At 61.1% G+C, this 16,421-nt stretch carries 14 protein-coding genes; 6 read left to right on the plus strand and 8 right to left on the minus strand.

From position 1 onward, the window contains the following. The first annotated feature begins 72 nt into the window (after positions 1–72). The 5 genes from hfq to tsf all read left to right on the plus strand — a co-directional run bounded on the left by hfq (position 73) and on the right by tsf (position 4,438). Entirely contained in the window at positions 73–327 is a 255-nt protein-coding gene (gene hfq / locus BMY38_RS07320; RefSeq protein ID WP_092761411.1) for an RNA chaperone Hfq, read from the plus strand. Then, on the plus strand, positions 296–1,699 hold the full coding sequence (hflX, locus tag BMY38_RS07325; protein WP_245737541.1) for a GTPase HflX: 1,404 nt from the start codon (positions 296–298) through the stop codon (positions 1,697–1,699). Before hfq ends, hflX begins: the two co-directional genes overlap by 32 nt. Positions 1,700–1,792: 93 nt before the next feature. After that, complete coding sequence (locus BMY38_RS07330; RefSeq protein ID WP_092761415.1) at positions 1,793–2,350, plus strand: lipid-binding SYLF domain-containing protein; 558 nt, start codon at positions 1,793–1,795, stop codon at positions 2,348–2,350. 293 nt (positions 2,351–2,643) lie between these two features. Continuing rightward, positions 2,644–3,486: a 30S ribosomal protein S2 gene (gene rpsB / locus BMY38_RS07335; protein WP_092761417.1), complete on the plus strand. Its 843-nt coding sequence runs from the start codon at positions 2,644–2,646 to the stop codon at positions 3,484–3,486. Between the two features lie 76 nt (positions 3,487–3,562). Further along, positions 3,563–4,438 carry a translation elongation factor Ts gene (gene tsf / locus BMY38_RS07340; RefSeq protein ID WP_092761419.1) on the plus strand — a complete coding sequence of 292 codons (876 nt, stop codon included), beginning with the start codon at positions 3,563–3,565 and terminating at the stop codon, positions 4,436–4,438. A 300-nt stretch (positions 4,439–4,738) separates the two neighbouring features. On the opposite strand, the gene BMY38_RS07345 is transcribed toward tsf, so the two are convergent. Then, positions 4,739–5,506, minus strand: a complete 768-nt coding sequence (locus BMY38_RS07345) for a helix-turn-helix transcriptional regulator (RefSeq protein WP_092761421.1) — start codon at positions 5,504–5,506, stop codon at positions 4,739–4,741. A 180-nt stretch (positions 5,507–5,686) separates the two neighbouring features. Here BMY38_RS07345 and BMY38_RS07350 point away from each other — a divergent pair, with 180 nt between their 5' ends. Next, entirely contained in the window at positions 5,687–8,887 is a 3,201-nt protein-coding gene (locus BMY38_RS07350; RefSeq protein ID WP_092761423.1) for a reductive dehalogenase, read from the plus strand. Positions 8,888–9,013: 126 nt separating this feature from the next. Here BMY38_RS07350 and phoB read toward each other — a convergent pair whose 3' ends face one another. From phoB to BMY38_RS07385, 7 genes are all read right to left on the minus strand, one after another. Beyond that, positions 9,014–9,700, minus strand: a complete 687-nt coding sequence (gene phoB, locus BMY38_RS07355) for a phosphate regulon transcriptional regulator PhoB (RefSeq protein WP_092761426.1) — start codon at positions 9,698–9,700, stop codon at positions 9,014–9,016. Continuing rightward, entirely contained in the window at positions 9,697–10,416 is a 720-nt protein-coding gene (gene phoU / locus BMY38_RS07360) for a phosphate signaling complex protein PhoU (RefSeq protein ID WP_092761428.1), read from the minus strand. Before phoU ends, phoB begins: the two co-directional genes overlap by 4 nt. Before the next feature lie 10 nt (positions 10,417–10,426). Further along, complete coding sequence (gene pstB / locus BMY38_RS07365) at positions 10,427–11,230, minus strand: phosphate ABC transporter ATP-binding protein PstB (RefSeq protein WP_092761430.1); 804 nt, start codon at positions 11,228–11,230, stop codon at positions 10,427–10,429. A gap of 16 nt (positions 11,231–11,246) precedes the next feature. Next, positions 11,247–12,599: a phosphate ABC transporter permease PstA gene (gene pstA, locus BMY38_RS07370; protein ID WP_092761432.1), complete on the minus strand. Its 1,353-nt coding sequence runs from the start codon at positions 12,597–12,599 to the stop codon at positions 11,247–11,249. Continuing rightward, entirely contained in the window at positions 12,596–14,059 is a 1,464-nt protein-coding gene (pstC, locus tag BMY38_RS07375; protein ID WP_092761434.1) for a phosphate ABC transporter permease subunit PstC, read from the minus strand. The genes pstA and pstC overlap by 4 nt, the downstream gene beginning before the upstream one ends. Before the next feature lie 69 nt (positions 14,060–14,128). Continuing rightward, on the minus strand, positions 14,129–15,163 hold the full coding sequence (locus BMY38_RS07380) for a substrate-binding domain-containing protein (protein ID WP_092761436.1): 1,035 nt from the start codon (positions 15,161–15,163) through the stop codon (positions 14,129–14,131). A 145-nt stretch (positions 15,164–15,308) separates the two neighbouring features. Beyond that, positions 15,309–16,337, minus strand: a complete 1,029-nt coding sequence (locus BMY38_RS07385) for an ATP-binding protein (protein ID WP_092761438.1) — start codon at positions 16,335–16,337, stop codon at positions 15,309–15,311. Positions 16,338–16,421 lie beyond the last annotated feature (84 nt).

Consider the following 16,421-nt stretch of genomic DNA (forward strand, 5'->3'; position numbering starts at 1 on the left):
GTGCCCGCCCCATAAAGTCCGGATTGTTAACTGACGCCCGAAAATGGGCGCGTGGGACAGGGACGGGCTGACATGGCATCGGACAAGCAGAACCTTCAGGACGCTTTTCTCAATCACGTCCGCAAGACGAAGGTGCCGGTGACGATCTTTCTGATCAACGGCGTCAAATTGCAGGGCGTTATCACTTGGTTCGACAACTTCTGCGTGTTGCTGCGCCGCGACGGCCAAAGCCAACTGGTCTACAAGCACGCGATTTCCACGGTGATGCCGGCGCAGCCGATCAGCCTTTACAACGGTGAGGAAGAAACCGCTGGCGAACCCACCTGACGTCACCCACTCGACCGAGGCTGTGCCGACGCGCGCCCTGGTCCTGCACCCCGACACCCGCGCTGGCGACCGCTCCGGTCGAACGCCACAACACTCATTGGACGAATGCATCTCGCTGGCCCACGCCCTTCCGGGGCTGGACGTGGCGGGCGGAGACGTCGTGCGCCTGCCCAACCCGCATCCCGGCATGTTGTTCGGCAAGGGCAAGGTCGAGGAATTGCGCGCCCGGATCGAGGCCGACGAGATCGAGTTGATCCTGATCGACGGCACCGTCACGCCAGTACAGCAACGCAATCTGGAAAAGGCGTGGAAGGTCAAACTGCTGGACCGCACCGGCCTGATCCTCGAAATCTTCGCCGACCGGGCCGCCACCCGCGAAGGCGTGTTGCAGGTCGAACTGGCGGCGCTGACCTATCAGCGGACCCGTCTGGTGCGCGCCTGGACCCACCTGGAACGGCAGCGCGGTGGACTTGGCTTTGTAGGCGGGCCGGGCGAGACGCAGATCGAGGCCGACCGCCGCGCCATCGATGAGCAGATGACCAAGCTGCGGCGTCAGTTGGACAAGGTCGTGAAGACCCGCGAATTGCACCGTGCCGCGCGCGCCAAGGTGCCCTATCCGGTCGTCGCGCTGGTTGGCTATACCAACGCGGGCAAATCGACGCTGTTCAACCGCCTGACCGGGGCCGACGTGATGGCCAGGGACATGCTGTTCGCGACGCTGGACCCGACGATGCGATCGGTCGACCTGCCGCATGATACCAAGGTGATTCTGTCGGACACGGTTGGGTTCATCTCCGACCTTCCGACGCAACTGGTCGCCGCCTTCCGCGCCACGCTGGAGGAGGTGCTGGACGCCGACCTGATCGTGCATGTCCGCGACATTTCCCACCCCGAGACCGAGGTTCAGGCGCGGGACGTCGAAGCCATCCTTGAGGCGCTTGGCGTCGACGACGACATCACACGGCTGGAAATGTGGAACAAGGCCGACGCTCTGACATCCGACGATATGGCCGCGGCGGAAAATCTGGCCGCCCGGCGTGACGACGTCTATCTGGGGTCGGCACTGACGGGGCAGGGGCTGGATGCGCTTCTGGAGCGCATCGCCTCCGAGATGACGGCGGCCTTGAGCGAAATCACGCTGACGTTGCCCTTCGATGCCGGGAAGGCCCGCGCATGGTTGCACGAAGAAGGCGCCGTCCTGGAAGAAACGCAGGGCGAAGACGGCATTTACCTGTCCCTGCGATGGACTCACCGGCAGGCCACCCGCTTTGCCGCAGCCTTCCCTGAAGTCGCGCCCGAGGGCACCGGGACCGCCGAGACCGGCACCGATCCGGGCGCTGCTCCCGCCGCGTCAGAGCCGTGGCATCCCTGAGGGGTGACAGGTCCGACAGGGGCTGCTAATATTTCGCAACGGATCGGGCATCAGACTTCGACCGTCAGAGCAGACTTGGACAGGACACAACCCATGACCGTATTTTCACGTCGTCGCTTCCTTGCGACGGCTTCCGCCCCGTTGGCGCTGGCCGCCTGCGGCAACGGCATCGGCAGCGATGGCGGTGACCGCATTGATGGTCGCGTCGATGCAGCCTTCAACTTTATGTATGCGACCCTGCCTGACACGCAGGTCCTGGCGGGCAAGGCCGCGGGCATCCTGATGATGCCGGTCGTGACCGAGGCCGGATTCGGCTTCGGCGGGGCGTATGGCCGCGGTGCGCTGCGCATCGACGACGTGACGGTGGATTACTATTCCACAACTGCCGCGTCCTTCGGATTGCAGATCGGCGGGCAGCAATACAGCCACGCGCTGTTCTTCATGACGCAACCCGCGCTGGCCAATTTCCGCGCGTCGCAGGGTTGGACCGCCGGGGCGAACCTGGAATATGCCGTGTCCTCCAATGCGGGCAACCTGTCGACCGACACGACTGCACTGCTGACCCCGGTGATCGCCGTGGTGTTCGGACAGGCGGGTCTGCTGGCCGGTGCGACGCTGGAAGGCCAGAAATACACCCGGATCATTCCCTGACAGACCGGCACCGGCTCCGCCGGTGTCGACCATCAGGGGTGTCATTCCAGAAGAAGTGCGCGCAACACAGCAGCCTGCGCCGATCGTATGACCCGCGTAATACCCGAATATGCACTGTCGCCATACATTGCGTTCACCGCGATTTCCCCTTGCGCCCGGACACCGCACCCCCTAGACGCGACCCACTTCACAGGCGGGGGCGGGCCCTCGGGGGAGACATCCCCGAACGGTCCACCGGTTGAGCGTCATGCTCTGATCCCCCGCTCAGGTTCAAACCGGAAAGGATTAGAGACATGGCATTGCCTGATTTCTCCCTGCGTCAGCTGCTTGAAGCCGGCGTTCACTTTGGCCACCAGACCCAACGCTGGAACCCGCGCATGGGGCCGTACATCTACGGTGCCAAGAACGGCATCCACATCATGGATCTGACGCAGACCGTCCCGATGCTGGACCAGGCATTGCAGGTCGTGCGCGACACCGTCGCCCGTGGCGGGCGCATCCTGTTCGTCGGTACCAAGCGCCAGGCCCAGAAGCCCGTCGCCGACGCCGCCGAGCGTTGCGCGCAATACTACATGAACCACCGCTGGCTGGGTGGCACGCTGACCAACTGGAAGACCGTGTCCAATTCGATCAACCGCCTGAAATCCATCGACGAATCGATGGAACAGGGGTTTGCCGGCCTGACCAAGAAAGAGCGTCTGGGCATGGAGCGGGACCAGACCAAATTGCAGGCGTCGCTTGGCGGCATCCGCGAAATGGGAGGACTGCCCGATCTGCTGTTCGTTATCGATGTGAACAAGGAAGATCTGGCCATTGCCGAAGCCAAGAAGCTGGGCATCCCGGTGGTTGCGGTCGTCGATACCAACTGCTCGCCCGATGGCGTCGACTATATCATTCCCGGCAACGACGATGCGGCGCGTGCCATCGGCCTGTACTGCGATCTGGTCGCCCGCGCCGCTCTGGATGGCATGTCCGCACAGCTGGGCGCCGCCGGTGTAGACATCGGTGAGATGGACAACGTCGAAGAATCCGTCGATCCGGGCGAAGCCGTGGAACCCGATGTGGATGATGCAGAGTCCGCGTCCGCACCCGAGGCCGAGAAAGCCCCCGCCAAGGAAGCCCCTGCCGAGGCGTAAGCCCAGGGACATCAATCGGTTACGGGGCGCGGTCATCTAGGCCGCGCCCATCCCCATTTCTAAAGGAGACAGGATCATGGCGATTACTGCTGCGATGGTGAAAGAACTGCGCGACACGACCGGCGCGGGCATGATGGATGCCAAGAAGGCACTGACCGAAAACGACGGCAGCATGGAAGCTGCGGTCGACTGGCTACGGACCAAGGGTCTGGCCAAGGCTGCCAAGAAATCCGGCCGCACCGCCGCCGAAGGCCTTGTCGCCGTGGCCGTGGCCGACGGTATGGCCGTCGCCGTCGAAGTGAACTCCGAGACTGATTTCGTTGCCAAGAACGCCGACTTCCAGAAAATGGTGTCGGATATCGCCGAGGCCGCGCTGAAGGTCGACGATATCGACGCGCTGAAGGCCGCCGAGGTCGGTGGCAAGACCGTCGAATCGATGGTCACCGACAAGATCGCCACCATCGGCGAGAATATGTCCGTGCGTCGCATGGCCAAGTTGTCCGGCGGGTCAGTCGTTTCCTATGTCCACAACGCCGCGGCGCCGGGCATGGGCAAGATCGGTGTGCTGGTCGCGCTGTCGTCGTCGAACGACGCCTTTGGCAAGCAGGTCGCGATGCACGTCGCCGCGGCCAATCCGGCATCGCTGTCTGAAGCGGACCTCGACGCGGCAATCGTCGACAAGGAGCGTCAGGTCCAGATCGACATCGCCCGCGAAAGCGGCAAGCCCGAGCAGGTCATCGAAAAGATGATCGAAGGCCGGATGAAGAAATACATGGCCGAAGTCACGCTGCTCAACCAGCAGTTCGTGGTGAACCCGGACGTGACCGTCGCCCAGGCCGCCAAGGACGCGGGCGTCGAAGTTACCGGCTATGTGCGTCTGGAAGTGGGCGAGGGCATCGAGAAGGTGGTCGAAGATTTCGCCGCCGAAGTCGCCGCAGTCGGCAAGAGCTGATCTGTCTGCCATCACGATAATGGTGCGGCGCCAAGGGTGAACCTTGGCGCCGATTCCATTTCGGGGCTGTAGGGAAGAGACTGTCCCCGAAGTGCTCGGTTCCGGGGGTAATTCCCCGGAACCTCGCGGGTCCGAACTTCATCGGGCGGAGCGCAATGGCGGTTTAAGGGCACCGTCACACCGCGTCCGAATAGTTCTTGGCGAAATTGCCATCACTCACAGAACACGTTCAGGATGTCATTTGCCTTTACCCAAGGTAAGTAGGGAAAACCTTACCTTTCGGTAAAAATTAAAATTTGGTTAAGGATCATACATAAAAAACTGATTTTGAATTGATATTTTCAATATCGCCTGAGCTGTCGTTTCGACATTCAGTTCTTTGCGCGCCAGTCTCAGGTGTTTCTCGATCGTCGCAGGCGATTTTTTCAGCAGGACTGCTATATCCTGGACTGTCTTGCCATCGGCTATCAGTTCCAGAACCTCGCGCTGGCGATTCGTCAGATTCCGCCCGTGCAGACCATAGGGCAGGGACAGGAACGTCAGATGTGTAACGTGGCAGATCAACTCGATCTCGTTGCCGCTGCTCGCCCAGATCGCATCCGCTTCTGCTTGCGTCATGGTCGTGCTGCCCAGCCCGATCCCGTGACCTGCGCGGACGGAATGGCGCGGGAAGCTGATACCATAGCCCGCTACGATGCCATGCTTGCGATTGAATTCGACCACGCGCATGACTTCGGGAGGCAATCGGCCTTCGGAGGCATCACGGGCAATTTCACCCCAGGACAAGGTGCCCACGTTCTGCATAGCCCAGCGGACCATGGGGGCGTCGCGAAACAGGCCGCCTTCGAGATAGGGGTCGGTGAATTCCTTGGGATAGTTGGTCAGGATGAATGCATCCCTGAGATCGCCTGTCGTGTGATCCGTCCGAAACCGTGTGGCCGCATAAAGAACACGGTCGAACCCGTAACCGGCCATACGATCCTTTAGCTTGGACCAGGCATTCTCGATATCCGGCTGAATCATCAGATCGAGTAGAAACTGCTCGGTATCGGTGGCACGCTTTGACATTCAAACAAACTCGTTATCAAAGAAATTCACCTTGGACGACCGTTCCACCCGTGTCGAGCCGACCCTGCCTTCAGGGTTGCCCTGATCCAGGGCAGGCTATTCGTGCGCATCAGAGTTCGGGGTTGCGTATTCCAGACCATCCGGCGGAGATATGCCACCGACAGTATGGACCCGCACCTTATGACGCTCCGCTTCTTTTCCGATGCCAATCGTCCGGTTCACATGGGACCGTATCCCTCGGAGCGCTTGGCGCGCAGCGATGCGATGCCTGATCTGTCGACTGTCCCTTCGGCCCGCCCGCTGATCTTCCGCAAGAGCGATGCAGCGTCGATCATCAATGCGATGGCCGAACATCAGGCCATGCTGGACGCGATCCGCGACGGTCCGGTCAACCCGATTCTGGCTGGCGCACCAACCGATGTGAAAAATCGTTCCAACCACCTGAAGGCATTTGGCTATTTTTGTGATGCGGCTGTCGTCGGGGTCTGTCGCCTGCCACGAGCGGCGTTGTTGAAACAGCCGCATTCGAACCCTGATGTTGCCCGGTTGGCCAGAGATCTGAAGACCCGGCAGATCAAGACGCTGGCCTCTGGCATCGACACGATCATGGCCGACCTAAGGGACTCGCTTGAAGCCGCGCCCACGACCATCGACGATCATACTCATGCGATCGTCTTTCTGTACGAGAACCCGCGCGATCCGGAAAAGAACGAGGTCGGCACCGAATGGATTGCCGACGCGCAGGCCCATCGCGCGGGGTTGCTGGCTTCGGAAACTGCCATCGTCGTGGCCAATTACCTGCGTTTGCTGGGATATGCCGCGCGTGGACATACAGTGTCGTCATCGGATGTCGATCTGAACCGGCTTGCGGTTGCGGCAGGTCTAGCGGTGGTGCGGGACGGGGGGCTGACCCACCCCTACATCGGCTCTCGTTTCGGACTGGCCGCCGTTACAACGACGTTCAAGATCGCGCCGGACCAACCGCTGGCCAGTGAGCAGCCAGCTTCGGCACACGGTCTGGCGTGGAAGGTCGGGGCAGGGTTCGCCAAGAACGCATTCAACGCGGTGCCATTTGCCAAGCGCCGCTTTGTCGACGGCGCGCATCCGTTCGAAACGCTGCGCCGCGTCGACACGCCCACGACCTATATAGACGAGCCGAATGTCGCCCGCGTGCCCAAGCGCGCCGACATGTTCGCCCGTGCGCAATTCGGCGACATGGGCAAACCGTTGCAGGAGGCCTCGAAGGGCGGGCATTACGTTCGCAAGGCCGCTCCGTCGATGGCGCAGCGTCGGGCCCTGGCGGCATTCTTATTGCTGCAAGACGGGGACTCAGCGGTCGAAAAGGCACGTCTGGACCCACAGGCCGCCGCAGATCTGGTCAAGGCGACGGGGTATTGGCTGGGGGTCGATGCCATCGGGATCAGTCGCTGTCCGGACTGGGCATGGTATAGTCATGACGCGCGCGGCGACGTGATCGACCCGCCGCACGATCAGGCGATCAGCATGATCATCGACCAGGGCTACGAGACGATGGAGGGCGCGTCCGGCGACGACTGGATCAGCGTTGCGCAGTCAATGCGTGCCTATCTGCGGTTTTCACTGTTGGGCGGGGTGATCGCCAGGCAAATCCGCAATCTGGGCTACAAAGCCAAGGCCCATTCGGTGATGGACGGCGAGGTTCTGCAGCCGCCGCTGTTGCTTCTGTCCGGTCTGGGCGAGGTCAGCCGCATCGGCGAGGTGATCCTGAACCCGTTTCTGGGCCCGCGCCTTAAATCGGGCGTCGTCACGACAGACCTGCCGATGGCGCATGACAAGCCGATTGATTTCGGTCTGCAGACGTTTTGCGATAGCTGCAACAAATGCGCGCGGGAATGCCCGTCGGGGGCAATCACAGCCGGTCCGAAGCTGATGTTCAACGGCTATGAGATCTGGAAATCCGACAGCCAGAAATGCGCCACGTATCGGATTACGACCGAGGGTGGCGCGATGTGCGGCCGGTGCATGAAGACCTGCCCGTGGAATCTGGAGGGCGTGTTCAAGGAAAAGCCGTTTCGCTGGGCTGCGATGAACGTGCCGAAACTGGCACCTGCGTTGGCAAGACTGGACGATGCGGTCGGAAACGGCGGCCTGAACCCGATCAAGAAATGGTGGTGGGATCTGGAGCTGGACCACGACGGCGGATACCGCTCGACAGACAAGCCGGTCAACGAACGCTCGCTGCAACGCGATCTGGAGCTGAAATACAAGGATCAGACTCTGGCCGTCTATCCCGCGCCTCTGGCCCCGCATCCATGGCCGTATCCGTTTCCGATGGATCGGGAGGCGGGGATCGCGGCCTATCAGGCGATGGTAACGGCGCAGGAATACAAGTCCCTGCTGGAGCGGGATGAGCGCGGGCATTTGCACATCTATGACACCGGAGGCGACAGCCCGGTCATTCAGGTCGAAGTCGCGGCGGCAGAGGTCACGGCCGAGGGTGTGATGTCATACACGTTTCGGTCGCCAGACGGCGGCGACCTGCCGGAATGGCAGGCCGGCGCGCATCTCGATATCGTCGTAGCGCCCGAGTTCCTGCGGCAATATTCGATGTGCGGCGACCCCGCCGACCGCAGCACCTATCGCATTGGTGTGCTGCGCGAGGACGGTGGGCGAGGGGGCTCGAAGCTGATGCACCGGATTTTCACGCCGGGGCGACGTGTGTTCGTGTCGCGTCCCATCAACCATTTTGCGCTGGATCCTGAAGCATCACATACCGTTCTGATGGGCGGTGGCATCGGCATTACTCCGATGATTGCCATGGCACATGAGCTTTATAGCGCAGGCCGTTGTTTCGAAATGCATTACTCTGGAAGGTCGAGGGCCGCCATGGGGTTCTTGGACGACATCGCTGGCGCACCATGGGCAAATCGCGCGACATTGCACGTCACCGACGAAGGATCACGCGCCGATTTTGGAAGGATCCTGAGCGGTCTGCCGGAAGGCGCACATGTTTATACCTGCGGCGCGGAGCCATACATGGCTGCGGTCATGGCGGAGGCAGAGGCTACCGGCATCCCGGAAGCGGCGCGGCACCTGGAATATTTCTCGGTGCCGGAGCAGGTCGAATACGAGAACCACGACTTCATACTCAGACTTGTGCGGTCAGGTCGAGAGTTGCACGTTCCCGCAGATAGCAGCGCGACAGACGTGTTGACCAGGAATGGCATACCGATCGACGTGAAATGTTCCGATGGGCTATGCGGGGTCTGTAAATGCGGGCTGGTATCTGGTGATGTCGAGCATCGGGATTACGTATTGTCCAAGGCACAGCGAGAGACAACGATCATCCTGTGCCAAAGCCGGGCGACGGAGCGTGACGGTGTGGTGGAAATCGATCTCTGAGCAACCTCACACAATATCGCATGGCATTATTTTACATAATCTTGGTTATCGGATAATTATGCCTTGGTTCAGGCAGGCTTCGCAGTGCTTTAAAGTCACGGTTCAAGTTACTGAAAATGAAGATTACTACCCTAGCGCGTAACCTGCCCCACGCACTGTGCGGATCGGGTCGTCGACACCTGTCGCTGTGCGCAGCGCCTTGCGCAATCGCCCAACATGCACGTCAACGGTCCGGCTGTCGACATAGATGTCGCGGCCCCAGACCCGGTCCAGAAGCTGGTCTCGCGACCAGACACGGCCTGGGCGTTCCATGAATGTTGTCAGCAGGCGAAATTCGGTCGGACCCAGATGCAGCTCGACGCCGTCGCGGAACACACGGTGCTGGACGGTATCCAACGTGACGTCCGCGAATTCCAGCTTTTCACCGACAGACGCCGGTCGGACCCGACGCAGCTGCGTGCGGATGCGGGCCATGAGTTCGACGACGGAATAGGGTTTCACGACGTAATCATCCGCGCCGGTTTCCAGCCCCCTCACCCGGTCGACTTCTTCCGATCTGGCCGAGATCATGATGACCGGAATGCCGCGTGTTTCAGCGGTGGATTTCAAACGGCGGCAGACTTCGATGCCGGTCACCTCGGGTAACATCCAGTCCAGCAAAATCAGGTCCGGATTATCTTCGCGCGCAAGCTCCAGCGCGGCATCACCGGAGGTCGCCTGACGAACGTCGAACCCTTCCGCTTCGAGGTTATAGACAAGCACCTCGCGCTGCGGGGCTTCGTCTTCGACCACAAGGACCGAGGGCTGGGTCACTTGACCGTCCCACCGCGTGTCGTGCTGGTGATATCGGCCTTGGTACGGTCCTCGTCCGGCAGGACGCCATCGACCAGATAGATGACCTGTTCGGCGATACCGGTCACCAGATCGCCCATGCGCTCGATGTTTTTCGCCATGAAATGCAGGTGCATGCAGGCCGTTATGTTGCGCGGATTTTCCATCATATGGGTCAGGTATTCCCGGAACAGACCATTATACATCTGGTCTACCTCCTCATCACGGGCGCGCACGTCGTAGGCCAGAGCGGAGTCGCGTTGAATATAGGCGTCCAAGGCATCCTTCAGCATGGTCTGAACTGCCTTGGACATGCGTTTCAGGGATGCAGTTCCACCCTCCACCGGATGAAGTTCCTGAAGAATTTCAGTCCGTTTCGCGATGTTCTTCGCGTAATCCCCGACCCGTTCAAGCGCGGCGGAGATGCGAAACACCGACAGTACGGTCCGCAGATCGGTGGCAATGGGCTGGCGCAGGGCGATCAGACGGGCCGCTTCTTCATTCACGCGAAGTTCAAGCGCGTCGATGGCTTTGTCACCGCGCCGGGTCGCATTGGCGAGGTCCAGATCGCTGTCCAGAAGCGCGGTGGACGCGTTTTCGATTGCCTCTTCGACCATGCCGCCCATCTTCATGATGAGACCCTGAATGGTCTCCAGGTCGCGATCGAAGGCGCTGGCGATGTGGGTGTTGCTGATCATGGTTCTCTCCTCAGCCGATCCGGCCGGAAATGTAGCTTTCGGTTCGGGGATCTTCGGGCGACGTGAATATCTTTCCCGTCTCGCCGTATTCGACCAGATGCCCGAGATGAAAGAACGCCGTCTTCTGGCTGACGCGCGCGGCCTGTTGCATCGAGTGGGTAACGATGACGACGGAATAGCTTTGGCGCAATTCGTCGATCAGTTCCTCGACCTGGGCGGTTGCGATCGGGTCAAGCGCAGAACAGGGCTCGTCCATCAGTAGTATTTCCGGCGCAGTGGCAACCGCACGGGCAATGCACAAACGCTGCTGCTGGCCGCCCGAAAGGCCGGTTCCCGGCTGTGACAGGCGGTCCTTCGCCTCGTCCCAGAGTGCGGCGCGACGCAGGGCGTTTTCAACGATCTCATCCAGATCGGACTTGTTCCTGGACAACCCGTGAATACGCGGACCATAGGCAACGTTATCATAAATCGACTTGGGAAACGGATTCGGCTTCTGAAACACCATGCCGACCTTGGCGCGCAACTGCACCGGATCGACGCGCTTGTCATAGATATCCTCCCCATCGATACGGATATCGCCCTCGACCCGTGCGATGGAAATAGTGTCGTTCATCCGGTTCAGACAGCGCAGGAATGTCGATTTACCGCAACCTGATGGGCCGATGAAGGCCGTAACCGTCTTGTCGGCGATATCGACATTCACATCCTTGATGGCATGTGTATCGCCATAATAGACCTGCACGCCCTTGGCCGTGATCTTCGGTTTATCGGTTTCGGTGTCCAAGACTCTCTCCGTCAATCGCATGTCATACATGGCTTCGGCCCCTGTCCTACCACCGCCGCTCGAACCGGCGGCGCAGGAAGATGGCCGTCAGGTTCATGAGCAGCAGGAATACCAGAAGAACGATGATTGCCCCACTGGCCCGTTCGACGAAAGCCGGATCGGACCGTTGCGTCCAGTTGAAGACCTGCACCGGAAGTGCGGTGGCCGGATCGAACAATCCACCCTCCCACGGTGCTTCGGGATATTCGCGCACGAAGGCGACCATGCCGATCAGAAGCAGCGGTGCGGTTTCGCCCAGGGCTTGTGCCAGACCGAGGATCGTGCCGGTCAGGATACCCGGCATGGCTAGCGGTAGGACGTGGTGAAACACGCTCTGCATGCGGGATGCGCCGAGGCCGAGCGCCGCATCGCGGATCGAAGGCGGCACGGATTTCAGCGCGGCGCGGGTGGCGATGATGATCGTGGGCAGCGTCATCAGCGTCAGGACCAGCCCACCGACGATGGGTGCCGATTGCGGCAGGCCCGCGAAGTTGATGAAGATCGCAAGTCCCAGTATACCGAACACGATGGACGGCACGGCGGCGAGGTTCGAGATATTCACCTCGACCAGATCGGTCCAGCGGTTCTGGGGCGCGAATTCCTCAAGATAGACGCTGGCCGCCACGCCGATGGGCAATGCCAGCACCAGCACGATCAGCATCATGTAGAGCGACCCCAGAATGGCCACGCCCAGACCGGCAGCTTCGGGCCGGGTGTCGGACGCATCCGGTGCAGTCAGGAACAGCCAGTTGAACGATGTGTTCAGCAGGCCCTTATCCTCGAGCGCTTCGGCCAGTTGCAGCTGTGCCGGACTGATATTGGTATCGCGCTCAGCCGAGGCATAGGTCACACGTCCCTTGTAGAAGCCGTCGATGCGACCCGATGCCATGACCTCGACCGAAACGGTCTGGCCGATCAGGTCGGGGTTGCGCAGGACGCGGTTGCGCAACTGCGCGACGCTTTCGTCCGAGATCAGTTCCGCAGCGTCCTTGGCTGAAAGTTCTGTCTCGATGCCATTGGCCGCGATGGTCGCCTCAAGCCCGTCGCGCAGCAATGGCGCATAGCCGAAGGTCGTGACCTTGGCCATCACCTCGGGGTCGCGGACGCCGGACTTGTCCAGCTTCTCTTCGGGCAGAGTCACCTCGATCTGGATCGTCGTCTGCCAGAACGCCGACAGACCGGATGTCAGGATCGACGTCAGCAGCAGGATCAGCATGGCGATACCGATGCAGACCGCGATCAGGCCATACATCTTGAATCGGCCTTCCGCCCCGTTGCGCTTGGCGGTGCGGCTATCCTTGATCAGCAGGCTGCCTTGCCCGGCGCCGGCCGGGGCGGTGTTCGCGGTCGCGTCGGTCATTCGTACTGCTCCCGGTATTTGCGGACTATGAACAGGGCCAGTACGTTCAGACCCAGCGTGATAACGAAGAGCGTCAGGCCAAGTGCAAAGGCCACAAGCGTTTCCGGCGAGGCGAAGTCAGTGTCCCCAGTCAGCTGCGAGACGATCTTGACAGTTACTGTTGTCATCGCTTCGAACGGATTGAGGTCAAGCCGGGCCGCGGCCCCTGCCCCCAATACCACGATCATCGTCTCGCCGATGGCGCGGGACGCGGCCAGAAGCACTGCCCCGACGATACCCGGCAGGGCGGCGGGCACGATGACCTGGCGTATGGTTTCGGATTTCGTGGCACCAAGACCAAGGCTGCCGTCGCGCATCGCCTGCGGTACCGCGTTGATGATGTCGTCCGACAGGGACGATACGAAGGGGATCAGCATGATGCCCATGACCAGACCTGCAGTCATGACCGACGATGCCGAATTTCCGAGACCCAACGGCGAAGCGAAGGCATCGCGCAGGAACGGCCCGACGGTGATCAACGCGAACAACCCGTAGACGATGGTCGGGATGCCGGCCAGTATCTCGATCAGCGGCTTGGCGACGGAGCGAAATTTCTTCCCCGCATATTCCGACAGATAGATCGCGGCAAACAGTCCGATCGGCACAGCGACGATCAGCGCGATTGTCGAAATATACAGCGTACCCCAGAGCAGCGGCAGAATGCCAAGTTGCGAAGCCCCGCCCCGGCCCGAGAAACTGGGCGACCAGGTGGTCGAGAAGAAAAACTCCGTCCACGAATACTGGCGGAAGAAGTTTGCAGTTTCGAACAGCAGCGACAAAACGATGCCGAGGGTGGTCAGGATGGCGATGGATGCCGCGGCGATCATCAGGATAAGGACGCCGCGCTCAACTACATTTCGGGCCCGAAACTCACCCCTGGACCGGCTGACGGCCCAGGCTCCGCCGATCAGCGCCAGACCGATGACAGCAATAGTCATGATCCATGACAGGCTACTGCGGGCCTGCCAATAAGACGTCGCGGCCGTGAGAACCTCACCTGTAAGCGCACTGCCGAGCGCTGTGCCCTCGGATGCCAGCAAGCCGCCGACATCTTCGACCGAGAGATCGCGCAGTTCGTCGCGTGTGAAGGAACCCGATGAAATGCCGCTGTCGATCCCGTCGGCCACCCGGCGGACATCCGACATGACGAGCGCGGCGGTGCCGCCGTCGGGAACCGCGCCGGCAGGCAGATCGGCAAGGATGGAACGGTCCAACAGGATCGGCTGGACCAGAAGCCAGATTGCCAGAAGACCAAGCGCCGGGGTCAATGCCATCAACGCGCCGTTCAGGCCATAATAGATTGGAAGGCTGTGCAGGCGACGTGCATCCCCGTCGACGGTAGCGATCGCGCGCGACCGGGCCATCAGGAAGGCGATGGTGCCAATGACGGCAAGGATCAGCAAAATCCAGCTGAGGGGCATGGCAGCAGCTCCGGGTCGACGTGGCAGAAAAGAAACGGGGGGAATCGCCCCCCCCGTCTCGGTCGTGTCTTACTTCATTGTCGTTTCGTCGGATACAGTTGCCTGTGTCGCTGCCAGTTCCGGATCGGGAACGAGACCATAGTCCGAAAGCGGTCCGCCGGGACCGGCAATATCGTCCGAGACGAAGAATTCGGCGTATTCCTTCAGTCCGGGGATGACACCCAGATGCGCTGCCTTGATGTAGAAATACAACGGACGCGATACCGGGTATTCACCCGAAGCGATGGTTTCGGTCGAAGGCGTGACGCCATTCATCGTCGCAACCTTCAGCTTGTCGGTGTTATTCTCGTAGAACGACAGGCCGAAGACGCCGATACCGTTGGCGTCGCTTTGGATGCGGGACAGGGTTTCGGTGTAGTCACCGTCGATGTCGACGCTGCGGCCATCGGCGCGGATCGACATGCAGGCGGTCTCGGCGTCGTCTTCGGACATGCCAGCGGACGTCATCCGCTCCAGCGCGCCAGTATCTTCGCATCCCTGAAGGATCACCTTTTCCTCGAAGACTTCACGGGTGCCGTGCTTGGTACCAGGGATGAAGGCCAGGATTTCTTCGGCAGGCAATGCCGCATCGACGTCGGCCCAGGTGCTGTTGGTATTATCGACCAACGCTCCGTCCTCGCCGGGGATCTGAGAGGCGAGTGCCAGATACCACTGCGACGGCGTGAAATCGTTGTAGGCCGGGCCGTCCTGCTGGCTGGCGAAAACGATGCCATCATAACCGATACGGACTTCGATGATATCCGTGACACCGGCGTCGGCGCAGGCAGAAAGTTCCTTGTCGCGGATTTTGCGCGAAGCGTTGGCGATGTCGATGGTATTCTCGCCGACGCCTTCGCAGAACCGCTTCAGACCGGCGGAGGAGCCGCCTGATTCCACCACCGGGGTCGGGAAGCCGAAGTTCTCGCCGAAGGCTTCGGCGACGATGGACGCATAGGGCAGAACGGTGGACGACCCGGCGATCTGGACCTGTTCGCGCGCTGTTGCCACGGTGGCCGAGAGGGCGATGATTGCAAAACCCGAAACGGTGGCTTTGTTTATGGACATGGAATGCTCCTGGTTGGCATTTGACGTCAGGCGAACCCCGTCTTGAGGTGCGCTCTGGGCAGCACTAGTCAATTCGCGTTGGCCTTTTGTGACGAAAGCGTAACGGTTTTATGACAGTCGGTTCTGTGACAGTCATGACGCAGCGTCAACTGGCCGGCAGGATCACCGTAACTTCTGTCCCCTGCCCTTCGACGCTTTCGATCCGAAGGCGCCCCCGATGTCGGTTGACGATATGCTTGACGATGGCAAGGCCCAGCCCCGTGCCGCCTTGCGTCCGCGACCGCCCCGTGTCGACGCGGTAGAATCGTTCAGTCAGTCGCGGAACATGCTCCGGCGGAATTCCCGGCCCCGTATCACTCACGGTCAGCCGCCAGGCCGGGCCGCGCAGCACCGGCTCGCGGTCGATATGGAGCAGGCTCAGGCTGACAATCCCGGGATGTGCGCCGTATTTGATCGCGTTCTCGATCAGGTTGCTTACGATCTGGACCAGTTGATCCCGATCACCGATAACCTGTGCGGACGCAGGTGCATCGAAGCGGATTTCGACCGCATCCGCCTCGGCTCCGGGTCGCAGCATGCCGATCGTTTCAGACACCAGTGCCGCCATGTCTATGCGGTCGGTGGGCCGCTTGCGCGACTGACCCTCCAACCGGCTAAGCGACAGCAGGTCGGACACAAGCCTGTTCATCCGCGCCGTCTCCTGCGCCATAAGCGCCAGAAAGCGGTCGCGCCCCTTCGGATCGTCGCGCGCGGGACCCTGCAATGTTTCGATAAATCCCATAATGGCGGTCAACGGGGTTTTCAGCTCGTGGCTGACGTTGCCGACAAAGTCACGACGCATCGACTCGCCTGCCCGTGCCTCTGACAGGTCGCGAAACACCAGAAGGACCTGCCGCCTCCCGTCCGGTACCGGAATCGGCGAGACCGTCACCTCGAACAGCGTTTCGACGGCGCCCGTGCTGTGGACGAAACGGGTGACACCGGGTTTGCCCTCTGCAAAGGCCTCCTCGACCGGCTGGAGCAGGGAAGGCTGACGCAACACGCTGACATAGGACCGACCGACAACCCAGACGCCGAGCCGATCCTGCGCGGCCGGGTTGGCGACCGCCACCCGCCCGGCGGCATCCAGCAGCATTGCCGGTTCCGCCAGCGCATTCAAAATCGATTCAATCATATCGGGGCTTCCGGTCAGGCCAGCGGGATCGGCATTGCCTATTCCAGGCACAGGGTTCAATCAATGATCAGCAAACCCCAGACC

It is taken from the genome of Jannaschia helgolandensis, assembly GCF_900109285.1.
Lineage (GTDB): Bacteria > Pseudomonadota > Alphaproteobacteria > Rhodobacterales > Rhodobacteraceae > Jannaschia > Jannaschia helgolandensis.